This window comes from Promicromonospora sp. NPDC110617 (assembly GCF_055598465.1).
This window is the reverse complement of record NZ_JBVKBM010000001.1, coordinates 555,326-578,978: the sequence shown is the minus strand read 5'-3', so window position 1 is coordinate 578,978 and position 23,653 is coordinate 555,326. Positions and strand designations below refer to the sequence as shown.

The 23,653-nt window shown below is 72.0% G+C and carries 18 protein-coding genes; 11 read left to right on the top strand and 7 right to left on the bottom strand.

Features of this window, described 5'->3' with window-relative positions:
• Nucleotides 1–2: 2 nt before the first annotated feature.
• Nucleotides 3–1,331 (bottom strand): MFS transporter, encoded by a 1,329-nt coding sequence (locus ACZ7LE_RS02515; RefSeq protein ID WP_470401807.1) that lies wholly within the window; start codon nucleotides 1,329–1,331, stop codon nucleotides 3–5.
• A 258-nt stretch (nucleotides 1,332–1,589) separates the two neighbouring features.
• Between ACZ7LE_RS02515 and ACZ7LE_RS02510 the strand changes: the two genes are divergently transcribed.
• The 9 genes from ACZ7LE_RS02510 to ACZ7LE_RS02470 all read left to right on the top strand — a co-directional run bounded on the left by ACZ7LE_RS02510 (nucleotide 1,590) and on the right by ACZ7LE_RS02470 (nucleotide 12,667).
• On the top strand, nucleotides 1,590–5,438 hold the full coding sequence (locus tag ACZ7LE_RS02510) for a nitrate reductase subunit alpha (RefSeq protein WP_470401806.1): 3,849 nt from the start codon (nucleotides 1,590–1,592) through the stop codon (nucleotides 5,436–5,438).
• Entirely contained in the window at nucleotides 5,435–7,090 is a 1,656-nt protein-coding gene (narH, locus tag ACZ7LE_RS02505; protein ID WP_470401805.1) for a nitrate reductase subunit beta, read from the top strand. The genes ACZ7LE_RS02510 and narH overlap by 4 nt, the downstream gene beginning before the upstream one ends.
• Nucleotides 7,087–7,827, top strand: a complete 741-nt coding sequence (narJ, locus tag ACZ7LE_RS02500; RefSeq protein WP_470401804.1) for a nitrate reductase molybdenum cofactor assembly chaperone — start codon at nucleotides 7,087–7,089, stop codon at nucleotides 7,825–7,827. The genes narH and narJ overlap by 4 nt, the downstream gene beginning before the upstream one ends.
• Nucleotides 7,827–8,588, top strand: a complete 762-nt coding sequence (narI, locus tag ACZ7LE_RS02495; protein ID WP_470403270.1) for a respiratory nitrate reductase subunit gamma — start codon at nucleotides 7,827–7,829, stop codon at nucleotides 8,586–8,588. The genes narJ and narI overlap by 1 nt, the downstream gene beginning before the upstream one ends.
• Before the next feature lies 1 nt (nucleotide 8,589).
• Nucleotides 8,590–9,807 (top strand): MFS transporter, encoded by a 1,218-nt coding sequence (locus ACZ7LE_RS02490; RefSeq protein ID WP_470401803.1) that lies wholly within the window; start codon nucleotides 8,590–8,592, stop codon nucleotides 9,805–9,807.
• Between the two features lie 86 nt (nucleotides 9,808–9,893).
• The gene (locus tag ACZ7LE_RS02485; protein ID WP_470401802.1) at nucleotides 9,894–11,198 is read left to right on the top strand and encodes a molybdopterin molybdotransferase MoeA; all 1,305 of its coding nucleotides are present in this window, start codon (nucleotides 9,894–9,896) and stop codon (nucleotides 11,196–11,198) included.
• Nucleotides 11,195–11,821 (top strand): molybdenum cofactor guanylyltransferase, encoded by a 627-nt coding sequence (gene mobA / locus ACZ7LE_RS02480; RefSeq protein WP_470401801.1) that lies wholly within the window; start codon nucleotides 11,195–11,197, stop codon nucleotides 11,819–11,821. The genes ACZ7LE_RS02485 and mobA overlap by 4 nt, the downstream gene beginning before the upstream one ends.
• Entirely contained in the window at nucleotides 11,818–12,066 is a 249-nt protein-coding gene (locus tag ACZ7LE_RS02475; RefSeq protein ID WP_470401800.1) for a DUF6457 domain-containing protein, read from the top strand. Before mobA ends, ACZ7LE_RS02475 begins: the two co-directional genes overlap by 4 nt.
• 52 nt (nucleotides 12,067–12,118) lie before the next feature.
• Nucleotides 12,119–12,667, top strand: a complete 549-nt coding sequence (locus ACZ7LE_RS02470; RefSeq protein ID WP_470401799.1) for a methylated-DNA--[protein]-cysteine S-methyltransferase — start codon at nucleotides 12,119–12,121, stop codon at nucleotides 12,665–12,667.
• Between the two features lie 16 nt (nucleotides 12,668–12,683).
• On the opposite strand, the gene ACZ7LE_RS02465 is transcribed toward ACZ7LE_RS02470, so the two are convergent.
• Complete coding sequence (locus ACZ7LE_RS02465; RefSeq protein WP_470401798.1) at nucleotides 12,684–15,803, bottom strand: hypothetical protein; 3,120 nt, start codon at nucleotides 15,801–15,803, stop codon at nucleotides 12,684–12,686.
• 213 nt (nucleotides 15,804–16,016) lie between these two features.
• Between ACZ7LE_RS02465 and ACZ7LE_RS02460 the strand changes: the two genes are divergently transcribed.
• Together ACZ7LE_RS02460 and ACZ7LE_RS02455 are read left to right on the top strand one after the other, a co-directional pair.
• The gene (locus tag ACZ7LE_RS02460) at nucleotides 16,017–18,617 is read left to right on the top strand and encodes a DEAD/DEAH box helicase (RefSeq protein WP_470401797.1); all 2,601 of its coding nucleotides are present in this window, start codon (nucleotides 16,017–16,019) and stop codon (nucleotides 18,615–18,617) included.
• Nucleotides 18,618–18,693: 76 nt separating this feature from the next.
• On the top strand, nucleotides 18,694–20,655 hold the full coding sequence (locus ACZ7LE_RS02455; protein WP_470401796.1) for a CocE/NonD family hydrolase: 1,962 nt from the start codon (nucleotides 18,694–18,696) through the stop codon (nucleotides 20,653–20,655).
• Between the two features lie 39 nt (nucleotides 20,656–20,694).
• Here ACZ7LE_RS02455 and ACZ7LE_RS02450 read toward each other — a convergent pair whose 3' ends face one another.
• From ACZ7LE_RS02450 to ACZ7LE_RS02430, 5 genes are read right to left on the bottom strand one after another with little or no spacing between them, the layout of a single operon-like run.
• Complete coding sequence (locus tag ACZ7LE_RS02450; RefSeq protein ID WP_470401795.1) at nucleotides 20,695–20,928, bottom strand: helix-turn-helix transcriptional regulator; 234 nt, start codon at nucleotides 20,926–20,928, stop codon at nucleotides 20,695–20,697.
• A gap of 4 nt (nucleotides 20,929–20,932) precedes the next feature.
• Complete coding sequence (locus tag ACZ7LE_RS02445; protein WP_470401794.1) at nucleotides 20,933–21,817, bottom strand: ABC transporter permease; 885 nt, start codon at nucleotides 21,815–21,817, stop codon at nucleotides 20,933–20,935.
• Nucleotides 21,814–22,842 carry an ABC transporter ATP-binding protein gene (locus ACZ7LE_RS02440; RefSeq protein WP_470401793.1) on the bottom strand — a complete coding sequence of 343 codons (1,029 nt, stop codon included), beginning with the start codon at nucleotides 22,840–22,842 and terminating at the stop codon, nucleotides 21,814–21,816. Before ACZ7LE_RS02440 ends, ACZ7LE_RS02445 begins: the two co-directional genes overlap by 4 nt.
• Before the next feature lie 31 nt (nucleotides 22,843–22,873).
• Entirely contained in the window at nucleotides 22,874–23,311 is a 438-nt protein-coding gene (locus ACZ7LE_RS02435) for an Rv3654c family TadE-like protein (RefSeq protein WP_470401792.1), read from the bottom strand.
• Nucleotides 23,308–23,652, bottom strand: a complete 345-nt coding sequence (locus tag ACZ7LE_RS02430; protein ID WP_470401791.1) for a TadE family type IV pilus minor pilin — start codon at nucleotides 23,650–23,652, stop codon at nucleotides 23,308–23,310. Before ACZ7LE_RS02430 ends, ACZ7LE_RS02435 begins: the two co-directional genes overlap by 4 nt.
• Nucleotide 23,653 lies beyond the last annotated feature (1 nt).

Sequence of the window (23,653 nt, the reverse complement as noted above, 5' to 3'; positions counted from 1 at the left end):
GCTCAGACCCGTGCCGCGGCCATGGCGCCGCGCCCGTAGACCAGCCAGCAGACCGTGGCCATCACGACGTACACGCCGATGAACAGCCACAGCGCCGGCACGATCGACCCGGCCACCGTGGTGGACAGGGCGAACCCGCGCGGGATGAGGAACCCGCCGAACGCCCCGATCGCCCCGGCGATGCCGATGCAGCCGGCCGCGGCCTTCGCCGTCCCGCCGCTGGCCCGGAACACCGCGGGGATCATCCGGTAGACGGAGCCGTTGCCCACGCCGGTGGCGACGAACAGGCCGAGGAACGAGCCGAAGAAGAGCGGGAAGCTCCCCGACCCGAGGGCCAGGATCGCGCCCACGGCTCCGAGCGCCATCACCGCGAAGGCGCCGATGGTCACGACCGCGCCGCCCACGCGGTCGGCCAGGATGCCGCCGAGCGGCCGGGCGACCGACCCGACGAGCGCCCCCAGGAACGCGAGCGGGATGGCGACCTCCGGGAACTGCGCGGCCAGGAGCGTCGGAAAGGCACCCGCGTAGCCGATGAACGACCCGAACGTGCCGATGTAGATGAAGCTGATGACCCACGTGTGCTTGTGGTGCACCGCCACGGCGAACGAGCGCGGGTCGGCCTTGGCCGAGGACAGGTTGTCCATCCAGCGCCAGGCGAGGAACGCGGCCAGCAGGATGAACGGGATGAAGATCAGCCCGGCCCGGTCGAGCGCCACGCCCGCCCCGGCGACGATGACCAGCGGCACCGCGAGCTGCACGGCCGCCGTGCCGATGTTGCCGCCGGCGGCGTTCCAGCCGAGCGCGGCGCCCTTCTCCCTCTCGGGGAAGAAGAACGAGATGTTCGCCATCGACGACGCGAAGTTGCCGCCGCCCAGGCCCGCGAGCGCCGCGGCGCCCAGCAGCACGGGGAACGGCGTGGTGGGGTCGCCGACCGTGAGGATGAGCGCGGTCGTGGGCAGCAGCAGGAGCAGCGCGGAGACGATGGTCCAGTTGCGGCCGCCGAACACGGGGACGGCGAACGTGTAGGGGATGCGCAGGGTGGCGCCGACGAGGCTGGGGACCGAGATGAGCCAGAACATCTGGTCGACGGTGAGGTCGAAGCCCGCGGCGGGGAGCTGGGGCACGACGATCGACCAGACGGCCCAGACACCGAACCCGAGGAACTCGGCGAAGATCGACAGGACGAGGTTGCGCCGGGCGGTGCGGCGTCCGCCGTCCTCCCAGAGCGTCTTGTCCTCGGGGTCCCAGTGCTCGATCCAGCGTCCGGTGCGGCGGTGGACGGCGGACTCGCTCGGCGTGGGTGCCTGGTCGCGTGTGGTCGGAGTGGACACGTCGTCCTCCCTGCATGGGCGTATGCCCGACGACGCCGGGCGCGCCCGGACCGACAGGTGCCGGTTCCGGGGCCGGCCCGACGTCGGACCGACGGCTATGAAACTAGGGAGGCGGTGTTTCATCGCCCGTCCAAGAGCAGTTAATCGACCGTAAGGAAGAACGCACAGGTGGCGGGCCCGGGGTGTGAGGGGTTGCCCGCGGCATCCGGCGACCTGGCCCGGTCGCACATTCCTCAGCCCCAGGTGAAACTGAAAAATATGGCCACCGAGGACGCGCTCGTCAGGCTGGGTCGGCACCTCCGCCGAGGGGAGGTGTCCGAGGACCTGCGTCGGCTGTACCTGGAGGGTGGCCGGGGCGGCGACTCGTTCTACCGGGACCGGTGGTCGCACGACAAGGTGGTCCGCTCGACGCACGGCGTGAACTGCACGGGGTCGTGCTCGTGGAAGGTGTACGTCAAGGACGGCATCATCACGTGGGAGACCCAGCAGACCGACTATCCGTCGGTCGGCCCGGACTCCCCCGAGTACGAGCCGCGCGGCTGCCCGCGCGGCGCCGCGTTCTCCTGGTACACCTACTCGCCCACGCGGGTGCGCTACCCGTACGTGCGGGGCGTGCTGCTGGCGGCCTACCGGGCGGCGCGGGCCCGCACCGAGGACCCGGTCCGCGCGTGGGCCGAGGTCACGGGCGACCCCGCCGTCGCGAGCGCGTACAAGCGGGCGCGCGGCAAGGGCGGCCTGGTCCGGGCCACGTGGGAGGAGGCCGCGGAGATCGTGGCGGCGGCCCACGTGCACACCATCAAGACGCACGGGCCGGACCGCATCGCCGGGTTCTCGCCGATCCCCGCGATGTCGATGGTCTCCCACGGGGTGGGGGCCCGGTTCATCCAGATGCTCGGCGGCACGATGCTCAGCTTCTACGACTGGTACGCGGACCTGCCCGTGGCCTCCCCGCAGGTGTTCGGCGACCAGACCGACGTGCCGGAGTCGGCGGACTGGTGGAATGCCGCCTACCTGATCATGTGGGGCTCGAACATCCCCGTGACGCGCACGCCGGACGCGCACTTCATGACCGAGGCCCGGTACCGGGGACAGAAGGTCGTGGCGGTCTCCCCCGACTACGCGGACAACACGAAGTTCGCCGACGCGTGGCTGGCCCCGCACCCGGGGACGGACGGCGCACTCGCCCTGGCGATGGGCCACGTGATCCTGCGCGAGTACCTCGTGGACCGGCGCACGGAGCGCTTCGCGGCGTACCTCAAGCAGTACAGCGACTCGCCGTTCCTGGTGCGGCTGGACCCGGTGCCGTCGTCCGGCGCGGGGCAGCACGCGGCGGGCGACGCCGAGGAGGCGTACCTCCCGGGCAAGTTCCTGACGGCGGCCGACCTGTCCGACGACGTCCTGCCCGGCGTGACCACCGAGGCGAACTCGCACTTCAAGCCCGTGCTGCTGGACGCCGACGGCCGGCCCGTCGTGCCGAACGGCACCCTGGGCCACCGCTACGGCGAGGCCGACGAGGGTCGCTGGAACCTGGACCTGGGCGACGTCGACCCGGCGCTCAGCATCGCGGACCTTGCGGGGGTCTCGACAGGCTCGACCGGCGGAGCGCCGACCCCGGGGGTCGAGCCTGCCGAGGCCGTCGCCGTCGCCCTTCCCCGCTTCGACGTCGTCCCCGGCCCCGACGACGACGCCCACACCGGCGGCAAGGGCGTCGTCGTGCGCGGCGTGCCGGCGCGCCGCGTCGGCGGACACCTCGTGACCACGGTGTTCGACCTGATGCTCGCCCAGTACGGCGTGGGCCGGCCCGGCCTGCCGGGCGACTGGCCGGTGGACTACGACGACCCCGCGCCCGGCACCCCGGCGTGGCAGGAGGAGATCACGGGCGTCCCGGCGGCCGCGGCGGCGAAGATCGGGCGGGAGTTCGCGCAGAACGCCGTCGACTCCGACGGCCGGTCGATGATCATCATGGGCGCCGGCACCAACCACTGGTTCCACTCGGACACGATCTACCGGGCCTTCCTGGCGCTCACCACGATGACCGGCTGCCAGGGCGTGAACGGCGGCGGCTGGGCGCACTACGTGGGCCAGGAGAAGTGCCGTCCCGTGACGGGCTGGGCGCAGTACGCGGGCGGGCTGGACTGGGTGCGTCCGCCGCGGCAGATGATCGGCACGGCCTTCTGGTACCTGGCGACCGACCAGTGGCGGTACGACGGCCTGCCCGCCGACACCCTGGCCTCGCCCCTGGCCCCGGGCACGTTCGCAGGGCGGACGACGGCGGACACGCTCGTCGACTCGGCGCAGCGCGGCTGGATGCCGAGCTACCCCACGTTCGACCGCAACCCGCTGGACCTGGCCGACGAGGCCCGCGCCACGGGCCTGCCCGTGGCCGAGCACGTGGTCGAGGAGCTGAAGGCGGGCCGGCTGCGGTTCGCCGTCGAGGACCCGGACGACCCGGCCAACTTCCCGCGCGTGCTGACCGTGTGGCGGGCCAACATCCTGGGCTCCAGCGGCAAGGGCAACGAGTACTTCCTCAAGCACCTGCTGGGCACCGACTCGGCGGTGTTCGCGCAGGAGTCCGCGCCGGACCGGCGTCCGGCCACCATGGCCTGGCGGGACGAGGCCCCGCGCGGCAAGCTCGACCTGCTGGTCACGCTCGACTTCCGGATGACGAGCACCACGCTGTTCTCCGACGTCGTGCTGCCCGCCGCGACCTGGTACGAGAAGCACGACCTGTCCTCCACGGACATGCACCCCTTCGTGCACGCGTTCAGCCCGGCCATCGACCCGCCCTGGCAGACCAAGACCGACTTCGCCGCGTTCCACGCGATCGCGCGCAAGGTCTCGGCGATGGCGGTGCACCACCTGGGCGTGCGGCACGACGTCGTCGCCTCGCCCCTGGCGCACGACACCCCCGACGAGATGGCGGTGGCACACGGCGCGCTGACGGACGCCGGCGTGCCGTTCCGCGAGCGCCACCTGGTGCCGGGCATGAACATGCCCAAGATCGTCGAGGTCGAGCGGGACTACCCGGCCTTCGCGGCGCGGATGGCGGCGCTGGGTCCGCTGACGGACGGCGTCGGCATGGTCACCAAGGGGGTGTCGTTCTCGCCGGACGACGAGGTGCGGCGGCTCGGCGAGATCAACGGGCTGGTCCCCGACGGGCCCGTGGCCGGGCGGCCACGGCTGGACCGCGACACGCACGCGTGCGAGGCGATCCTGGCGCTGAGCGGCACCACGAACGGCCGCCTGGCGGTCCAGGGGTTCGAGCGTGTGGAGCGCCGCACCGGCCGCCCGCTGGCCGACCTCGCCCGCGAGGACGAGGGCCGGCGGATCACGTTCGCCGACGTGCAGGCCCGGCCCACCCCCGTGATCACGTCGCCCGAGTGGTCGGGCAGCGAGCACGGCGGACGCCGGTACAGCGCGTTCGTGGTGAACGTCGAACGGCTCAAGCCCTGGCACACCCTGACCGGACGACAGCACTTCTACCTGGACCACGACTGGCTCGTGGAGCTGGGCGAGCAGCTCCCGGTGTTCCGGCCGCCGTTGGACATGCACCGGCTGTTCCCGGACTCGCCGGCGCTGCCGGGGTCTCGACAGGCTCGACCAGCGGAGGTTCGAGCAGCGGAGGGTCGACCAGCGGAGGCCGGCGCCGAGGTCGTCGTCCGCTACCTCACGCCCCACTCGAAGTGGTCCATCCACTCCGAGTACCAGGACAACCTGTTCATGCTGTCGCTCTCGCGCGGCGGCCCGAACATCTGGATGTCACCGGGCGACGCCGAGCGGATCGGCGTGGCGGACAACGAGTGGGTCGAGGCCGTGAACCGCAACGGCGTGGTGGTCGCGCGGGCCGTCGTGAGCCACCGCATGCCGGAGGGCACCGTCTACATGCACCACGCCACCGACCGCACGGTGGACGTGCCGATCGCGGAGGCGTCGGGCCTGCGCGGCGGCATCCACAACTCGCTGACGCGGATCCTGCTCAAGCCGTCCCACCTGGCCGGCGGGTACGCCCAGTTCTCCTACGCCTTCAACTACCTGGGGCCCACGGGCAACCAGCGTGACGAGGTGACCGTGGTCCGGCGTCGCTCACAGGAGGTGCGTTACGCGTGAAGGTCATGGCCCAGATGTCGATGGTGATGAACCTCGACAAGTGCATCGGGTGCCACACGTGCTCGGTGACGTGCAAGCAGGCCTGGACCAACCGGTCCGGCATGGAGTACGTCTGGTTCAACAACGTGGAGACCCGGCCCGGGCTGGGCTACCCGCGCACCTACCAGGACCAGGACGAGTGGCACGGCGGCTGGGTCCGGACCAGGCGGGGCCGGCTGAAGCTCCGGGCGGGCGGGCGGCTGAAGAAGCTCGCGACCATCTTCGCCAGCCCCAAGATGCCGTCCATCCAGGACTACTACGAGCCCTGGACCTACGAGTACGACATGCTGCTGTCCGCCCCGCAGGGCGCCCACACCCCGGTGGCACGGCCGAAGTCCCTGCTCACGGGCAAGGACATGAAGATCGAGTGGTCGGCCAACTGGGACGACGACCTCGCCGGCTCCACCGCGACGATGCAGGACGACCCGGTGCTCAAGCACATGAGCGAGCACGTGGCCGAGGAGCTCGAGCAGACGTTCATGTTCTACCTGCCCCGCATCTGCGAGCACTGCCTCAACCCCGCGTGCGTCGCGTCCTGCCCGTCGGGCGCCATGTACAAGCGGGCCGAGGACGGCATCGTGCTCGTGGACCAGGAGGCCTGCCGCGGCTGGCGGCAGTGCGTCACCGGCTGCCCGTACAAGAAGGTCTACTTCAACCACAAGACGGGCAAGGCCGAGAAGTGCACGCTCTGCTACCCGCGCATCGAGGTGGGCCTGCCCACGGTCTGCTCGGAGACGTGCGTGGGCCGCCTGCGCTACCTGGGACTCGTGCTGTACGACGCCGACCGGGTCACCGAGGCGGCGTCCGTCGAGGACGAGCACGAGCTCCTGGCCGCCCAGCGGTCGGTGTTCCTGGACCCGGACGACCCCGAGGTGGTCGCCGCCGCCCGCCGCGAGGGCATCCCCGAGGACTGGATCGAGGCCGCGCAGGCCTCGCCGATCTGGAAGCTGATCAACGACTACGAGGTCGCGCTCCCGCTGCACCCCGAGTACCGCACGCTGCCCATGGTCTGGTATATCCCGCCGCTGTCGCCCGTGGTCGACGTCGTCGCGAGCTCCGGGAACGACGGCGAGGACCCGCGCACGCTCTTCGCCGCGATCTCGAGGCTGCGCATCCCGCTGGAGTACCTCGCGGGCCTGTTCACCGCGGGCGACACCCGGCCCGTCGAACGGGTGCTGCGCCGGCTCGCCGCCATGCGCTCCTACATGCGCGACGTGAACCTCGGCAACACCCCGTCCGAGGAGACGGCCAGCGCCGTCGGCATGACCGGCGCGCAGGTCGAGGAGATGTACCGGCTGCTCGCGATCGCCAAGTACCAGGACCGGTACGTGATCCCGACGGCGCACGCCGAGCAGGCGCGCGACCTGGAGGAGATCGCCTGCTCGCTGGACTACGAGGGCGGCCCGGGCATGGGCGGCGCCGGACCGCTCGGGGAGTCGTCGGGCCTGCCGGTCCCGGTCGCTGTGGAGAACTTCCACGCGCTCTCGTCCCGGCAGACCGCCGACTCCCCGAACGGCCCGTCCACCCCGGGCCGGGTCAACCTCCTGAACTGGGACGGCAACGGGCGGCCGGCCGGCCTCTTCCCGCCGGAGAACGAGGGGAAGGCGTCATGAGCCTGTCGTTCCTGCCGCGCCCCGTGCTCCGCCGTGGCGCCCGCTCGGTCGCCGGGGGCGAGCCGCTCGCCCCGGTCCCCCTGTCCGACGGCGACCGGCGGCTGGCCCACATGGCCGCGTCCCTCCTGCTCGCGTACCCCGACGAGCACGCGGTGCGGGCCGCGCACGAGGTGCGCGCCGCCGTCGGGCACCTGCCGCCGCCCGTGGCCCAACGGCTGACCGGCCTGGCCACCGCCGTGATCGAGGGCGACCTCGGCGCGCTCCAGGCCGCCTACGTCGCCACCTTCGACCTCAAGCGCCGCTGCACGCTCTACCTCTCCTACTACGCCGCCGGCGACACCCGGCGGCGCGGCGCCGCCCTGCTCCGGTTCGCCGAGGCCTACCGCGCGGTCGGCTGGGAGGTCACCCGGGGCGAGCTGCCCGACCACCTCGGCAGCGTCCTCGAGCTCTCCGCCCGGGCGGACGGCGACGGCGCCCGGATCGTCGGCGCGCTCCTCACCGCCCACCGCGACGGCATCGAGGTGCTCCGGCAGGCGCTCGCCGCGGAGCGCTCGCCGTGGGTCGCGGCGGTCGAGGCGGTCTGCCTCACGCTCCCGCCCGTCGACGCGCGGACGCTGGAGCGCGTCGCGTCGCTCGTGGCGGAGGGCCCGCCCGCGGAGCTGGTCGGCCTGTCCGGCCTCCCGGGCTTCGGGACCGACAGGCCCGACGCCGCTGGAGGTGCTCCGCCGTGGACGTGATGCTCTGGGTGGTGCTGCCGTACGTGACGTTCGCCGTGCTGGTCGTCGGGTCGGTGTGGCGCTACCGGTACGACCGGTTCGGCTGGACCACCCGGTCGTCCGAGCTGTACGAGAAGCGGCTGCTGCGCATCGGGTCCCCGCTGTTCCACCTCGGCCTGCTCGTGGTGATCCTCGGGCACGTCGCGGGGCTCGTGATCCCGGCGTCGTGGACCGAGGCGGTCGGCATCCCGGAGGACGTCTACCACCTGGTCGCGGCGCTGGCGGGGTCGGCGGCGTCCGCCGTGCTGGTGTTCGGGCTGCTCATCCTGATCTACCGCCGCCGGACCACGAGCGCCGTGTTCCTCGCGACGACCGTGATGGACAAGGTCATGTACGCGATGCTCGCGCTGTCGGTGCTGTCCGGGGCGTGGGCGACCGCGACCACGCAGCTCGTGAGCGAGGGCGGCTACGACTACCGGCAGACCATCTCGCCCTGGTTCCGCTCGCTCTGGTACCTCCAGCCGCAGCCCGAACTGATGGCCGGCGTCCCCGTCGCTTTCCAGGTGCACATCGTCGCCGCGTTCCTGCTGTTCGCGCTGTGGCCGTTCACGCGCCTGGTGCACGCGTTCTCCGCCCCGGTGCCGTACCTGTTCCGGCCGTACGTCGTGTACCGGTCGCGCGACGCCGGACGCGCCGGCGCCGCTCCCGGCGGGTCCGGCACGCACCGCCCCCGTCCCGGCTGGGAGCCGCCCACCGGTCCCGGACCCCGCAGAGGGAGCTGACATGGCAGAGGCACCACCCACCCGGGCGAGCCGCCGGGCCGAGACGAGCGGGACGTCGTCGAGCGTGCAGCTCGCGCTGGCCACCGTGGGCTTTGCGGTCAACTTCTGGGCCTGGGCCCTGATCAGCCCGCTCGGCAAGGCGTACGGGGTCGAGTACGCCCTGTCGGAGATCCAGCAGTCGGTGCTCGTGGCGGTGCCCGTGCTCGTCGGGTCGCTGGGCCGGATCCCCGTGGGTGCCCTGACCGACCGGTTCGGGGCGCGGACGATGTTCCCGCTGGTGAGCGCACTGACGATCGTCCCGGTGCTGTTCGTGGGGCTCATCGCCGACTCGTACGCGGCGCTGCTCGTGGGCGGTTTCCTGCTGGGCCTCGGCGGCACGACCTTCGCGATCGGAGTCCCGTTCGTCAACGCGTGGTTCACGCCGGAACGCCGAGGCACGGCGCTGGGGATCTTCGGCGTGGGGATGGGCGGCACGGCCGTCTCGTCGTTCACCACCGTGCCGCTGGCCGACGCCTACGGACGCTGGGCGCCGTTCGTCCTGGTCGCGGCCATCCTGGCGGTCTTCGCGATCGCCTCGTGGTTCCTGCTGCGCGACGCCCCGGGACGTACCGCCGGCGCGACCGGGGGCATGCTGGCGCGCACCTGGTCGCTGTTCAAGCTGCCCGCCACGCTGGAGCTCGCCTGGCTGTACGCGGTCGGGTTCGGCGGGTTCGTCGCGTTCAGCGTGTACCTGCCGACGTTCCTCGCCAACGCCTACGACCTCACCGCCACCGACGCCGCGACCCGCACCGCGGGGTTCGTGGTGCTCGCCGTGGTGATGCGCCCGGTCGGCGGGATGCTGTCCGACCGGCTCGGACCCGTGAACGTGTCGGTCTGGTGCTTTGCCGCCGTGACCGTGCTGGCCGCCGTCGTGGCGTTCAAGCCGGGACTCGTCCCGGTCGGCACCATCGCGTTCCTGGGGCTCGCGGCGGCGCTCGGTGCGTCGTCCGGCGCCACGTTCGCCCTGGTCGCCAAGGTCGCACCCGCAGACAAGGTCGGCGCGGTGACCGGCATCGTCGGCGCGGCCGGCGGGCTCGGCGGGTTCGTGCCGCCCCTGATCATGGGCGCGGTCTACCAGCTCAACGGCGACTACGGAGTCGGGTTCGCGCTGCTCGCGGCGACGGGCCTGGCGACCCTGCTGTTCACGCTGGGGCCGGTGCGGCGGGGGGCGCGGGCCTGAGGCTGTCCCGTACGCTCACAGGGAAGGATGCCGGGTTGTGAGGCACAGGTAACCCCGACAGAACCCTGTTCGCATAGCGTCGTCCCATGGAGTCCGGGTTGCGGAGCGTCACGGAGCACGTCGAACACGTCCTCGCGCTCGTCGAGCCGCTGCCGGTCGTCGTGCTCGACCTGGTCGACACCGACGGCGCGGTCCTCGCCGAGGACCTGCACGCCGGCGTGTCCGTCCCGCCCTTCGTGAGCGCCGCGATGGACGGGTACGCCGTGCGGCTGGCCGACCTGCCGGCTGACGGCACGCCGGTGACGCTCCAGGTGACGGGCGATGTCGCCGCGGGCTCCGGTTCAGAGGCCGGGATCTCGCCGGGGCAGGCCGTGCGGATCATGACCGGTGCCCCGCTGCCGCCCGGGGCGGATGCCGTGATCCCCGTGGAGCACACCTCGACCGGCCGGTTCGTCGCAGGCTCGCCCCGGGCCGAGTCCGCGGTCACGCTCGCCCGGCGGCCGCGGGCGCACGTCCGGGCGGCGGGCGAGGACGTGGCTCAGGGAGAACTTCTCGCGCGCGCCGGGACCGCCGTGACGGCGGCGACGGTGGGCGCGCTGGCGGCGTCCGGCACCGTGAGCGTTCCCGTCCGACGCCGGCCCGTGGTCGTCGTGATCTCCACGGGTGCGGAGCTCGTACCGGTCGCCGACCCCCTCGGGCCGGGTCAGATCACGGACTCCAACGGTCCGATGCTCGCGGCGGCGGCCCGGGCGGCAGGGGCCGACGTCGTCCGCCTCGGGCCCGTGCCCGACGATCCCGAGGCGCTGCGCGCGGCGCTCGACGCCGCGCACGGTGCGGGCGCCGACCTGATCGTGACCGCGGGCGGCGTCTCGGCGGGCGCGGCGGACGTGGCGCGCGAGGTCCTCGCGGCCTCCCCGACGGTGTCCGCCGGTGTGACGGACGCCGACGTCGTCACCGTGGCCATGTCTCCCGGCAAGCCGCAGGCGCTCGCCCGCTGGCGCGGCGTCCCGTGGGTGGCCCTGCCGGGCAATCCCGTGGGCGCGTACGCGTCGTTCGAGCTGTTCGCGCGGCCGGCGATCGACCGGCTCCGGGGTCTCGGGGGCGCGGCGGAAGGCTTACCCAGCCAGCGCGGTAACGCTGAGCAAGCACTGCTACCTCTCCGTTACCCCCTCGGCCAGGCATACCGTGCCCTTCGCGCCACAACCGGCTGGTCCAGCCCCGCGGGCCGGCTCCAGGTGCTGCCCGTCCGGTGGGTCGACGGCGGCGTCCAACCCGCCGGATCGCACCACTCCCTGTCCGCGCTCGCCGCGGCCGACGGCCTCGCCCTCGTGCCGCCGGACGTCGAGAAGGTGCGGGCCGGCGACGTCGTCCAGGTGCTGATGCTGCGATGACCAGGAGTGCTCCCCGGATCGGCTACGACGCCGTGGTGCTCGCCGGCGGCCGGGCCTCCCGGCTCGACGGCACCCCCAAGGCGGGCCTCGTCGTGGGTGGGACGCGGCTGCTCGACCATGCGCTGGCGGCGAGCGCGCGGGCTCGCCGCGTCGTGGTCGTGGGACCGCCGGAGCTGGCGCGCACGCTGCCGGCCCGCGATCCGGCGTCGGGCTATGCGGGACCCACACCCCTCCTGACCAGGGAAGATCCGCCGTACGGCGGGCCCGTGGCCGGCCTCGCCGCCGGACTGCGCGCCCTGCCCGACCCGGGTGCGCCATGGGTGCTGCTCCTCGCGGTGGACGTGCCGCGCGCCGCGCGGGCGATCGCGCACCTCGAAGAGGCTGTTTCACGTGAACCGGCCGACGGCGCCTACCTGGTGCGCGGGGGTCGGGCTCAATGGCTGGTCGGCCTGTACCGGCGTACGGCGCTCGACGGCGCACTGGACGGGATCGAGACCGACGGGGCGCCGATGAAGCGACTGGTCGGCGCGCTCCGGTGCACCGAGGTGCCGGACCCGGCAGGCTGGAGCGACGACATCGACACCCCCGCCGACGTGGCCCGCTACCGGAAAGACGTGAGATGACAGACCTCAAGCAGTGGATCTCCGACCTGGAGTCGGAGCTCGGCCTCCCCACGGGCACCATCGACATGAAGAAGGTCCTGGACCTGGCCCGGGACGCCGCCCGCGCCGTCGAACGGCCGGCCGCCCCACTGACCACCTACGCCGTCGGCTATGCGGACGGTCTGGCCGCGGCGGGCGCGCTCGTCGCCGAGCCGGACCCGACGCAGAAGGCGACCGACCTGGCGGCCCGCTGGACCACCGACTGACGTCTGCCGCCAAGGCCCGGCAGTGTCAGTGGTGCGGCCTATCGTGAGGGGCATGGACCGGAACAGGCTCGAGTTCGCGGTGGTCCCCACCGCGATCGGCGAGTGCGCGCTCGTCTGGAACGAGGACGCGGAGATCGTCGGCTCGACGCTGCCCCACGGCAGCGCCGACCAGGTACGCGGCGCCGTGCGCGGCTGGTACCCGGGCGCCGTCGAGGCCTCGCCCGCTCCGGTCGCGGCTGCCGTCGAAGCGCTGAAGCACCTGCTGGAGGACGGCGAGGGGGACCTCGCCGAGGTCCCCCTGAACATGAGCGCCGTACCCGACTTCGACCGGCGTGTCTACGAGATCGTGCGCGCCATCCCGCCGGGCGAGACCCGCACGTACGGCGAGGTGGCGACGGAGCTCGGTGCGCCGGGCGCCGCCCAGGCCGTGGGCCAGGCGATGGGCCGCAACCCGTTCCCGCCCATCGTGCCGTGCCACCGCGTTCTGGCCGCGGGCCGCCGCATCGGTGGCTTCTCGGCGCGCGGCGGCCCGCGCACCAAGCTGCGCATGCTGGAGAAGGAGGGCGTCTACCTGGAGCAGCCCACGCTCTTCGACCTGTGAGCTGCCCCAGGTGCGCTCAGCGGACGGCGCTGGTCAGTGCGCTGGTGACTGTCTTCGTCGTGTAGCCGGTACGTGAGCCGGTGACCACGACGGCGACCCGCTTGCCCTTGGCCGAGGCGGGCACCTTGAAGTAGTAGTTCGTCGCGCCCCTGACCGCGACGCCACCGACCTTCCACTGGTACTTCACCGTGGACGGCTGCGGGGTCCACGTGCCGCGCACGGCCTTGAGCGTGACTCCGACCTTCGGGGTGCCCGTGATCTTGGTTGCCGGCGCGACGAACGCACCGGCCTTCACGGCCGCCGTCGCGGGGCTCGCGAGGGACTTGGTCGTGTAGCCCGTCTTCGAACCGGTGATCGCGACAGAGACCTTCTTGCCCTTGGCCGACGCCGGGACCGTCCAGGTCTTCGACGTCGCGCCGGAGACCGCCTTGCCGTCGAGGCGCCACTGGTACTTGACCGTCGTGGGGGTCGGCGTCCAGGTCCAGCGGTTGGCGGTCAGGGTCTTGCCGACCTGGGCCGTGCCGGAGACGGAGGGGGACCGGGAGGCGGAGAAGACTCCGGAGACCACCGGCTCGGTCGGAGCGCTCGTGACGGTGCGACTTGTGTAGTAGGCCAGCGAGCCCGTGGCCGATACCGTGATCCGCTTTCCGAGAGCCGATCCGGGAATCACGAGGCTCGATGAGGTCGCTCCCGCGATGACCTCCCCGTCGGCCTTCCACACGTAGGTGACCGATGTCGGTTTCGGGCTCCAGACGCCCGGGTCTGCGGTGAGCGTCGCACCGATGCGTGGTGTACCGCTGACCGTTGTGAAGGGAGCTGTGAACTCCGCCGACCGTACCTCTAGCTGCCATGCAGCCGAGACAGGCTTGAGCAGCTCGGAGCCCAGGTACGAGATCTCAAGCCGATGAACTCCAGGAAGCACACCGCTCATCCGGATCGGAAGAGAGACGATAGGCGCCTCGGGAGTGTCAACGGCTATCTCGGTACGGCCCACCTCGACACCATCGATCTTGGCGAGGATCGTCCCATGCACGTCCGACAGATTGGTGGCTGCGATCCCGACCTCGATAGACCGGTCCTGACCAAAGACACCGGCGGACAGCGGATCGGTCAGAATGCGCGTGGAGGCCTTGGCAATCCTGATGCTCCCTCGCCACTCGGCGGGAAGCACCTCGGCTGTCGGATTGCTGAAAGATGTATCAGGGACCCACCGAATGAGGATGGGATGATCGCCCGGAGGCATTTCGTCAAGACGAAGGCTCGTCGAGTACTCGATAGAACCCGCCCCCTGACCACTGCGTCCTCCAGCTGAGTACAGACTGTTCCCGTCCTCGTCGTAGACGTAGAGATATCCAAGCGGGAGGCGCGATCCGTCCACGGTACTCACCGTCATGTCGGCCTGGAGGAGGGTGCTGTATGCACCGTACTCGGCGGTCAGTTCTGTATCGACCGTTATCCGCGTCTCCGCTGGCGGCACCACGGTCACCGTTCCCGTCCACGACACTGGGGCGGCGGGCCCGTCGGAGACGTAATCCACACGCACCTGGTGATGCCCAGGCGGGAGGACAGTCGTGTCGATCCATAGCCGACCGTCCGGGCCACCTCCGCCCAGACGCTCGCCGGATTCCTCGGCGGTCACCGTAAAATAACCCTGATCGGTGGTAACGCCGCCCGATGCTTCCACATGACTGTCGACATAGACGTCATTCGCGCCGATGCGCCACTTCTCAGGCATATCGACCGTGATGGTGGAGGCCTGCTGTGGTCGGACGACGAAGTCGACTGACCGCTCCGTCGTGACGAACGGAGGGCCGTCAAATCTGACCACCCTTGGGTAGACCCCTTCCGGGAACTCCCTGAATTCGAACGTGGCTCGTCCATCCACGACGCGCTCGGGAAATCCCCACCACATCGATCCGTCGTCTCGCACATAACCGATCCGGACCGAACCTGAGGGCGACAGCTCGCCCGCCGTTACGTTGATCTCGACCGGGGTCGGCTCGTTGTAGTTGACCGTGGTCGGTGACGTGACCTGCAGGTCCACAGGAATCGCGGCGCCCTGCCGAATGAGCCACGTCGTGTTGTACCAGTCGGCCACAGCGACCAGACCAGCACGCGGCAGGTCTGGCAGAGGGGCAGAACCCTCGCGACCCCAGGTCAGCATTGTCCCGTCGTCCAGAACTGCCGCGCCCCCTCGGTCGTGCGCCGAGAGACCGACGACCGTTCGCCCCACGGGAACCAGGGCGGGGGCGACCGCAGCTCCCAGTCCGACGATCACACCGTCGTCCCGCACCGCGTACCCGTAGTCCTCGGCGCTACCAAGACCTGGAGCAATATCGAGGCCTGTAAAGCGGGCCTCGGAAGAGGGCGCGACAACTTCGGCCATCTCATTAGCCCACCGACAGAAGACGATTGCCCCGTCGGAGCGCAGCGCCGCCCAGCTCAGATCGTCGGCACTGATAGCGGTGTACTTGAGTCCCACTGGCGGCACGAAAGCGTCAGCGCAGGTCAGCGGGCGCGGTTCGGCCCAAGCCACCTTGATGCCGATGATCCGGCCGTCCGACCGCACCGCAAAGGCACCGTCCTGGCCGACATCGACTGCAACGTAGGACATGCCGCTCGGCAGCTCAGGGACATGAGGAGTTGGCAGCTCCTCATCGAGGACCATCACGAGTTCACCGTCGGACCGGAGCAGGAAGCTTGCCCCGCCATCCCCTGCGGCGACCGCTGTGTACCGCTCGCCATCCGGAAGCTCGGGTATCTCCGGCGGCGAGGACCAGGCGTCGTCCAAGCTGGCGACGACCTCGCCATCGCTGCGGAGCATCAATGCCATGGGTGTGTTGTCCACGGCGCCGACGGAGATCGCTGTGTGGGTTACTCCAACGGGGAGCTCCCAGGCATAGTTGGTATCGCCGATCACCTTGAGGCCAAGGCCCGCATTCCAAGGCATTGCCTGGCCACCGACATCAACGGGGGTGCCCTCCTGCACGAACCGGGGTGCTGGTACCGCCTGCTCCTTCACTGGGGTCGCAACAGCACCTGGAGCCGCTCCGAGCACCAGCGCTCCGACTATGCCCAGCACGATGGACGAAGGGAACAGCCCTCGTAACGGGGAGCCTTCAAACGAGTCGGACATGACTTGACTCCCAGGGAGAGCAGGAAAGCGGCGCTCGGAATGTATCCGTCGACAACTCCCATTCGCCGCGTTTTCGGGTGAATCACCGGGTGAACTCTGTGGATTGCAGCAGAACAACACCGATCGTCGACCGAACTTGGACCCGCACTTGTGCCAAGCCACGCACGAGCCGCGGGCGCACCCTCTGCGCCGCCCGGTGCGACACTGTCCTGCGTGCCCGACGTCCCCACTCACCCTCTCCTCGACGTGCTCCTCGCCGGTGGCGCGCGCGCCGAGCGGCTGACGGCGTCGCGCACCTTCCCGGAGCGCGTCGCCGAGCACACCGACTGGCCCGAATGGGCCGACGCGACGGTGGTGCAGGGGTACCGGAAGCTCGGCGTCGACCGGCCGTGGACACATCAGGCCGTGGCCGCCGACCTGGTGCACCGGGGTCGGCACACCGCGCTGGCCACGTCCACGGGGTCGGGCAAGTCGCTCGCCTTCTGGCTGCCCGCGCTGTCGGCCGTCCGGACCGCGGCGGCCGCCGCGACGCTCGACCCGGGGAACATCGCGTCGGCGCACGTGCGGCCCACCACCATCTACCTCAGCCCCACCAAGGCGCTGGCCGCCGACCAGCTCAGCGCGCTCGAACGCGTGCTCGACGCGGCCGGCACGCGCGACGTCCGCGTCGCCACGTGCGACGGCGACACCTCGCGCGAGGAGCGGTCCTGGGTCCAGGACCACGCCGACGTCGTCCTCACCAACCCCGACTTCCTCCACTACGCCCTGCTGCCCAACCATCGTCGCTGGTCACGGCTGCTCAAGGGGCTGCGCTACGTCGTCGTCGACGAGGGTCACGCCTACCGCGGCGTCTTCGGCGCGCACGTCTCGCTGGTGCTGCGCCGGCTCGCGCGCCTCGCGGCGCGGTACGGGGAGGGCTCGCCCACGTTCGTGGTCGCCTCGGCGACGACGGCGGAACCCGCCGTCAGCGCCGCCCGCCTCATCGGCGTCTCGCCCGACGACGTCACGGCCGTCACCGAGGACGCCTCGCCGTCGGGACGCCGGACCGTACTGCTGTGGCAGCCGCCGGAGATCGCCTCGTGGCGCCCACCGGTCGACGGCGACGAGGCCCACACATCATCCCGAGACCGCTCCGGCGACGAGCAGTCGTCGATGCGCCGTGCCGACCCCGCGGAGCCCGACCCGTGGGCCCTGCCCGGCGAGAACGGCGAGGCCGACCCCGTCGCGACCACCGCGCCGCCGGAGCATCCGCGCCGGTCGGCCACCGCGGAGGTCGCCGACCTGCTGGCCGACCTCGCCGAGGCCGGCGCCCGCAGCCTCGCGTTCACGCGGTCGCGACGCGGGGCGGAGTCGGTGGCGCAGCAGGCCCGCGACCACCTGCGGCACTCCGCCCCCGAGGCCGGCCGCCGGATCGCGGCCTACCGCGGCGGCTACCTCCCCGAGGAGCGCCGCGAGCTGGAACAGGCGCTGCGCACGGGCGAGTTGCTGGGCCTCGCGACCACCAACGCGCTGGAGCTCGGCGTGGACATCTCCGGCCTCGACGCGGTGCTCATCGCGGGCTGGCCCGGCACCCGCATGTCGCTGTGGCAGCAGGCGGGCCGCGCGGGGCGGGCCGGGGCCGACGGCCTGGTCGCCTTCGTCGCGCGCGAGGACCCGCTCGACACCTATCTCGTGACCCACCCGGAGGCCGTGTTCGACGCACCGCTGGAAGCCACGGTGTTCGACCCGGCGAACCCGCACGTCCTGGCACCACATCTGTGCGCGGCAGCCCAGGAGGCGCCGCTACGCTCCGAGGACCTCACGGCGTTCGGCGACGCCGGCCACGTGCGCGGGATCCTGGATGTGCTGGTCGCCCGGGGCGCGCTCCGGCGTCGGACCTCCGGGTGGTACTGGACCCACCACCAGCCCGCCGCGGGCCTGACCGACCTGCGCGGCGCCGGCGGCACACCCGTGCGCGTGGTCGAACAGGGCACCGGCCGGATGCTCGGCACCGTCGACGCGGCCTCGGCGGACGGTCAGGTGCACGACGGCGCCGTGTACGTGCACCAGGGCACCACCTACGTGGTGGCGCACCTCGACCTGACCGACCACACCGCCGTCGTGCAGCGGCGACGGCTCGACTACGGGACGTGGTCGCGCTCGGTCATGTCGGTGGCGATCGAGGGCTGGGACCGGTCACCCGACGGCGGCCCCGCGGCGCCTCAGGACGACGACGGTCCCGGCCACGACCTGGTCACCCGCGAGTGGGGACCGGTGACGTGGGGGCTCGGCCCCGTGGAGGTGACGTCGCAGGTGGTGAGCTTCCAGCGCCGTCGCGTCCCGGACATGCAGGTGCTGGGGACGGAGCAGCTCGAGCTGCCCGAGCACACCCTCGGGACGGTCGCGGTCTGGTGGTCGGTGCCGGAGTTCGTGCTGCGGGCCGCGGACATCTCGCCCGAGCAGGCGCCGGGCGCGCTGCATGCGGCGGAGCACGCGTCGATCGGGCTGCTGCCCCTCCTGGCGACGTGCGACCGCTGGGACCTCGGCGGGGTCTCGACCGAGCTGCACCCCGACACCGGCGAGGCGACGGTGTTCGTCTATGACGCCTACCCGGGCGGCGCGGGCTTCGCGGAGCGGGCCTACGACCTGGGCGCGACGTGGCTGCGGGCGACCCGCGACGCGATCGCGGCCTGCCCCTGCGCGGACGGCTGCCCGGCCTGCGTGCAGTCGCCGAAGTGCGGCAACTACAACGCGCCGCTCGACAAGGACGCCGCGGTCCGGCTCCTGGATGCGGTGCTCTCCCACGACCCGCAGGCGGCGCTTACCGGGTCGTAACGGAGCAGTCTTCCGTATGCGACATTCACCCGATATGTTCCCCGGACCAGGCCGTTCGTCGCGAGGGAGCACGCCGATGCGAGTCCACCACGTCCGGGCACAGCAGGTCGGCGCAGCCGCCGTCGCCGCACTCACGGGACTGGCCCTGGCGGCTGGCACCGTTTCCGCCACAGCGGCCCCCGCCGGTGAAGCTCCGGTAGCTCAGGCGCCGGCCGCCGAGGCGCCCGCCGAGGCCCCGTACGTCCTCGACGACGGCGTCACAGCGGCTGTCTACGACTACGCGGGCGCGATCCGCGAGTCGGTGAACGTGATCGCTCCGGACCTGGACGGCGACGGTGACCCCGAGGAGGTCCGCGCCGACATCATCCGCCCGGCCGAGCTCGACGGCGTCGCCGAGGTGCCCGTCGTGATGGACGCCAGCCCGTACTACGCGTGCTGCGGCCGCGGCAACGAGAGCGAGGTCAAGGAGTACGACGCGGCCGGGGACCCGGCGCTGTTCCCGCTGTACTACGACAACTGGTTCGTGCCGCGCGGATACGCGTACGTGGCGGTCGACATGGCCGGGACCGGCTGGTCCACGGGTTGCACGGACCACGGCGGGCCGTCCGACGTGCTCTCGGTGAAGGCCGTGGTGGACTGGCTGAACGGGAACGCGACGGCGGTGGACCCGGACACCGGGGATCCCGTGACCGCGGACTGGACGACGGGGAAGACCGGCATGATCGGCAAGTCCTACGACGGCACGCTCGCCAACGGCGTGGCCGCGACCGGCGTCGAGGGGCTGGAGACGATCGTGCCGATCGGCGCGATCAGCTCCTGGTACGACTACGACCGGGCGCAGGGCCTCCCGTTCTCGGCCAACTACCCGCGGTTCCTCATGGGCTACGTGGCCGGTGGCCGGCACGTCGCGACGGACTGCTCCGCGATCACCGAGTCCCTGAACACGGCGGGCGACGACGCGTCCGGCACCCACAACGCCTTCTGGGACGAGCGCGACTACCGTTCCGGCTCGCTCTTCGACGCCTCGCGGGTCACGGCCAGCGTCTTCGTGGTGCACGGCGCGCAGGACACCAACGTGGACACCCCCAACTTCTCCCGCTGGTGGACGGCGCTCGGCGAGCAGGGCGTGGAGCGCAAGCTGTGGCTCACGCGCCTGGGGCACGTCGACCCGTTCGACTCGGACCGGGCCGAGTGGGTCGACACCCTGCACCGCTGGTTCGACCACGAGCTGCTCGGCGTGGACAACGGGATCACCGACGAGCCCGCGGTCCGGGTCGAGGTCGCCCCGAACGAGGTGGTCACCTCGGACTCCTGGCCGGTCACGGACCGCACCGCCCGGCTGCGGCCGCGTGCGGACGGCAGCCTCGCGCTCGGCGCCCGTGGCCGGGCGGTCGACGCCGGCTGGGTGAACTCCCCGAACCAGACCTTCAACACCGCCCTGACCGCGGGCACCAACCCGAACCGGCTGCTGTTCCGCACCGGCACCCTGACGGACGACCTGCGCCTGTCCGGCGCGGCATCGGTGACGACGACCGTCACCCACGGGGCATCGACCGGCCAGATCACGGTGGGGCTCGTCGACTACGGCGTGACGGACCGGGTGCTCACCGGGGGCGAGGGCGCGACGACGCTCGGCACCGAGTCCTGCTACGGGGAGTCGGCCGGGGTCGACGACGCCTGCTACCGCGACGTCGTCCGGAACATCGGGTCCACGGAGTTCCAGGTGCTGGGCCGCGGCTGGGCCCGGCTCGACGGCGCCGACACGCACACCGTGACCGTCGAGATGCAGACGAACGACCTGGTCGTCCGCGCCGGGCACCAGCTCGGCCTCGTGGTCATGGGCACCGACCGGGGAGCCACGGTGACCGTTGACCGCGCGGCGACGCCGTACTCGATCGACCTCGGCGTCACGACGCTGAACCTGCCCGTGTCCGGTCCGATGACGAGCTTCACGCCCGGCCACAGCCTGGTGCCGGACGCCGGCGACGTCACGCGCTCGGCGCTCCTGCCCGAGGCACGGGTGGTCGTGCCGCGGTGAGACCCGACCGCCGCGGCACGAGTTCGTGCCGCGGCGGGGCTACTCACCCAGCCGTTTGAACGGGCTCGTCGAGAACACGACCTCGACCGCCACGTCGAAGTACTCCGCGATCCGCAGCGCGAGGAAGAGCGACGGGCTGTACTCGCCTCGTTCGAGGTAACCGACCGTCTGGTAGTGCACCCCGAGCGCCTCCGCCAGCTCGCGCCGCGAGACGCCTCGTTCGGCACGCAGCATCGCGATGCGGTTGTGGACGACGTCGGACTGCTCCCCCACCAGCTCAGTACCCCTTGGCCATGTAACGCTCCCGCGCCGCCGCCACTGTGGAACCCGACTCCCGGCGGGCCATCCTGCGAAGCACGATCGGCGCGAGCACCATACCCACAACTGCCCAGAGACCGAGCACCGCGAACATCTCGAACGTTCGCCACGACTCACCGATCTCCACCGTGACCATGCTCTCGGGAAGCATCGCCGACCGGGCGCCCAACCCGAGCCAGTAGTAGGGGAACGCCTGGCCCACCCACTGCAGCCACTCGGGCAGCGCCGTGATCGGGTAGAAGATCCCGGACGGCACGATCAGGAGCATCGAACCCAGGAACAGGAGCCCTGTCTGCGAGGCGCTCTTGAACAGCGACCCGAGCGCCACGCTGATCGGCACGGTGGCGACCATCCCCACCAGGAAGATCAGCGCCAGCAGGAGGACGGTGCGGCCGTCCAGCCGCAGCTCTCCGGCGACCGTGACCGCAGGGACGACCAGGACGATCAGGCCCACCAGGGTGGTCAGCGCGAACATCAGGATCTTGCCGACCAGGTAGCCCAGCATCCCGTTGGGCGTCGCCTTGGCCCGAAGCAGCGTCCCGTCCTCCCGGTCGACGGCAATCGTGCTCGCGGGGCCGGTCAACCCGCCGAACGCGATGCTCATGCCGACCAGGCTCGGCAGCACCATGGCACCCAGCGCGAAGTCGGTGCCAGGGACGGTGCTGCCCCGCATGAACAGCAGGACCACCGCGTAGATGACGGGGAACGCGAGGATCCAGACGAGGTCGCTCGCGCTCGTGACCGAGTACTTGGTCTCGAGCCAGCCCCGGACGAGTCCGGCGCGGACGGCAGCGCGGCGCGCGTCGTTCCGCGCGCGCCCGGCCGTGGTCCCGGTCGCGGTCATGACTGCACTCCCTCACTCTGCTCGGCCCGGTTCGGTGCGGCCTGGTCCCGCGCGGCGTCGTCCGGCGTGGCCTGGTTCTGCTCGGCGCGATCCGACCCCCTGCCGTCCGACTCGGGCTGGTAGCTCTCGGCCCGGTGCACGAGCGCCATGTAGGTGTCCTCGAGGCTGGCCCGCTTGACCTCGAGCTCGCTGACGTCGGGGTCACCCGCGAGCAGCCGGCGGACGAACGGGGTGGGGTCGCCCTCGGTCACCGCGTGGACGTTCCGGTGCCCGCCGGAGGTCCAGCGCACCTCCGCCTGTGTGGTCAGCTCGCGTGCCAGCTGTTCCGCCGACCCGTCGGCGACGACCACACCCCCGTCGAGCACCAGGATCCGGTCGGCGAGCTTCTCGGCCTCGTCGAGGTCGTGCGTCGTGAGCAGGACCGTCGTGTTCTCGAAGTCGGCCAGCCGGTGCACCAGGTCGTGGAACTCGCGCCGGGCGTGCGGGTCAAAGCCCGCCGTCGGCTCGTCGAGGAACACGAGCTCCGGGCGCCCGACGATCCCGATGGCCACGTCGAGGCGGCGCCGCTGCCCGCCCGAGAGCGTCTGCACCTTGGCGTTGGTCTGCTCCAGGAGGCCGACCACCTTGATCAGCTCGTCCACGTCCCACGGCCGCGACACCTCGGCGGTCGAGTAGGGGACGTAGAACCGTGCGAGGTATCCGAGCAGGTCCCGCACCCGCCACCGGCTGTGGTCGCGCCACGACTGGAGGACGACGCCCAGCCGCGCGCGCCATGCCTCGTCGCCGTGCGCCGGGTCCTGCCCGAGCACCGCGACCTCGCCGGCCGACCGCATGCGGAAGCCCTCGAGGATCTCGATCGTGGTCGTCTTGCCGGCGCCGTTGGGCCCGAGCAGGGCGACGACCTCGCCGCGCTGCGCCGTGAAGGACACGCCCTTGAGCACGTCCTTGGTCCCGTACCTCATCCGTAGGTCACGCACGTCGAGCGCCACGTCGCTCGACGGCGGAGGTCGGTCCTGTGCAGTCATCGCACTCTCCATACCATCCATAGCAGTGATACTACGATCCGTCGGGGTTCCACGTCATCCCCTTTTCCCGAGGCCCGGCCCGCGCCGTCGCTCGTGCCGACCCGAGCGCACCACCGAGCTCCCCGGCCGGCCCCGCGGCCACGCGGGTCGCGACGACCCGCACGATCCCTCCCCCGAACACCTCGCACGACGCGATCTCCGCGCCGTTGCGCACGACGGCGGCACCCGCCGTCCCGCACGGGTCGAACCCGTCGCGCAGCGCGGTCGCGCCGGCGATCGCCCCGAGGTCGGCCGCCGCCTGCGCGGTGCCGCGCGCGTTCTGGGCCGCGCCGAGCGCGGCGATCCCGAGCGCGAGCAGCAGTGCCGCGGCGACGATCCCGAGCACCAGGACGGTGCCGGCGCCGCGCTCGGGATCTCGTCCGGGGCCGCACCCGGGTCGACACCGCTCGGCGCCGTCGACAGACCTCACGGCTCCACCCAGGCCGCCGCCGTCCCGGTGGCCCGCAGCGGCCCGGCCACCCAGCCGCCCGAGACCGGCCGCGTGACCGTCACCCGTACCCACTCACCCTCCCGCGCGAGCGACATCTCGACCTCGGGTCCGCCCACCCGGGCGACGACCGCCGCGACGGCGGCGCCCTGCTCCCCGATCGCCACCGCCCGCGCCCCCGCGCGGGCCGCGTCCAGGGCGCGCATCTGCGCCGTGGACGCGGCCACGAGGGTGAGCACGGCGACGAGCACGAGGACGACGACCGGCAGCCCGATGGCCAGCTCGGCCGTGACCGTGCCGCGTTCCGACTCACGCTCCGCCATG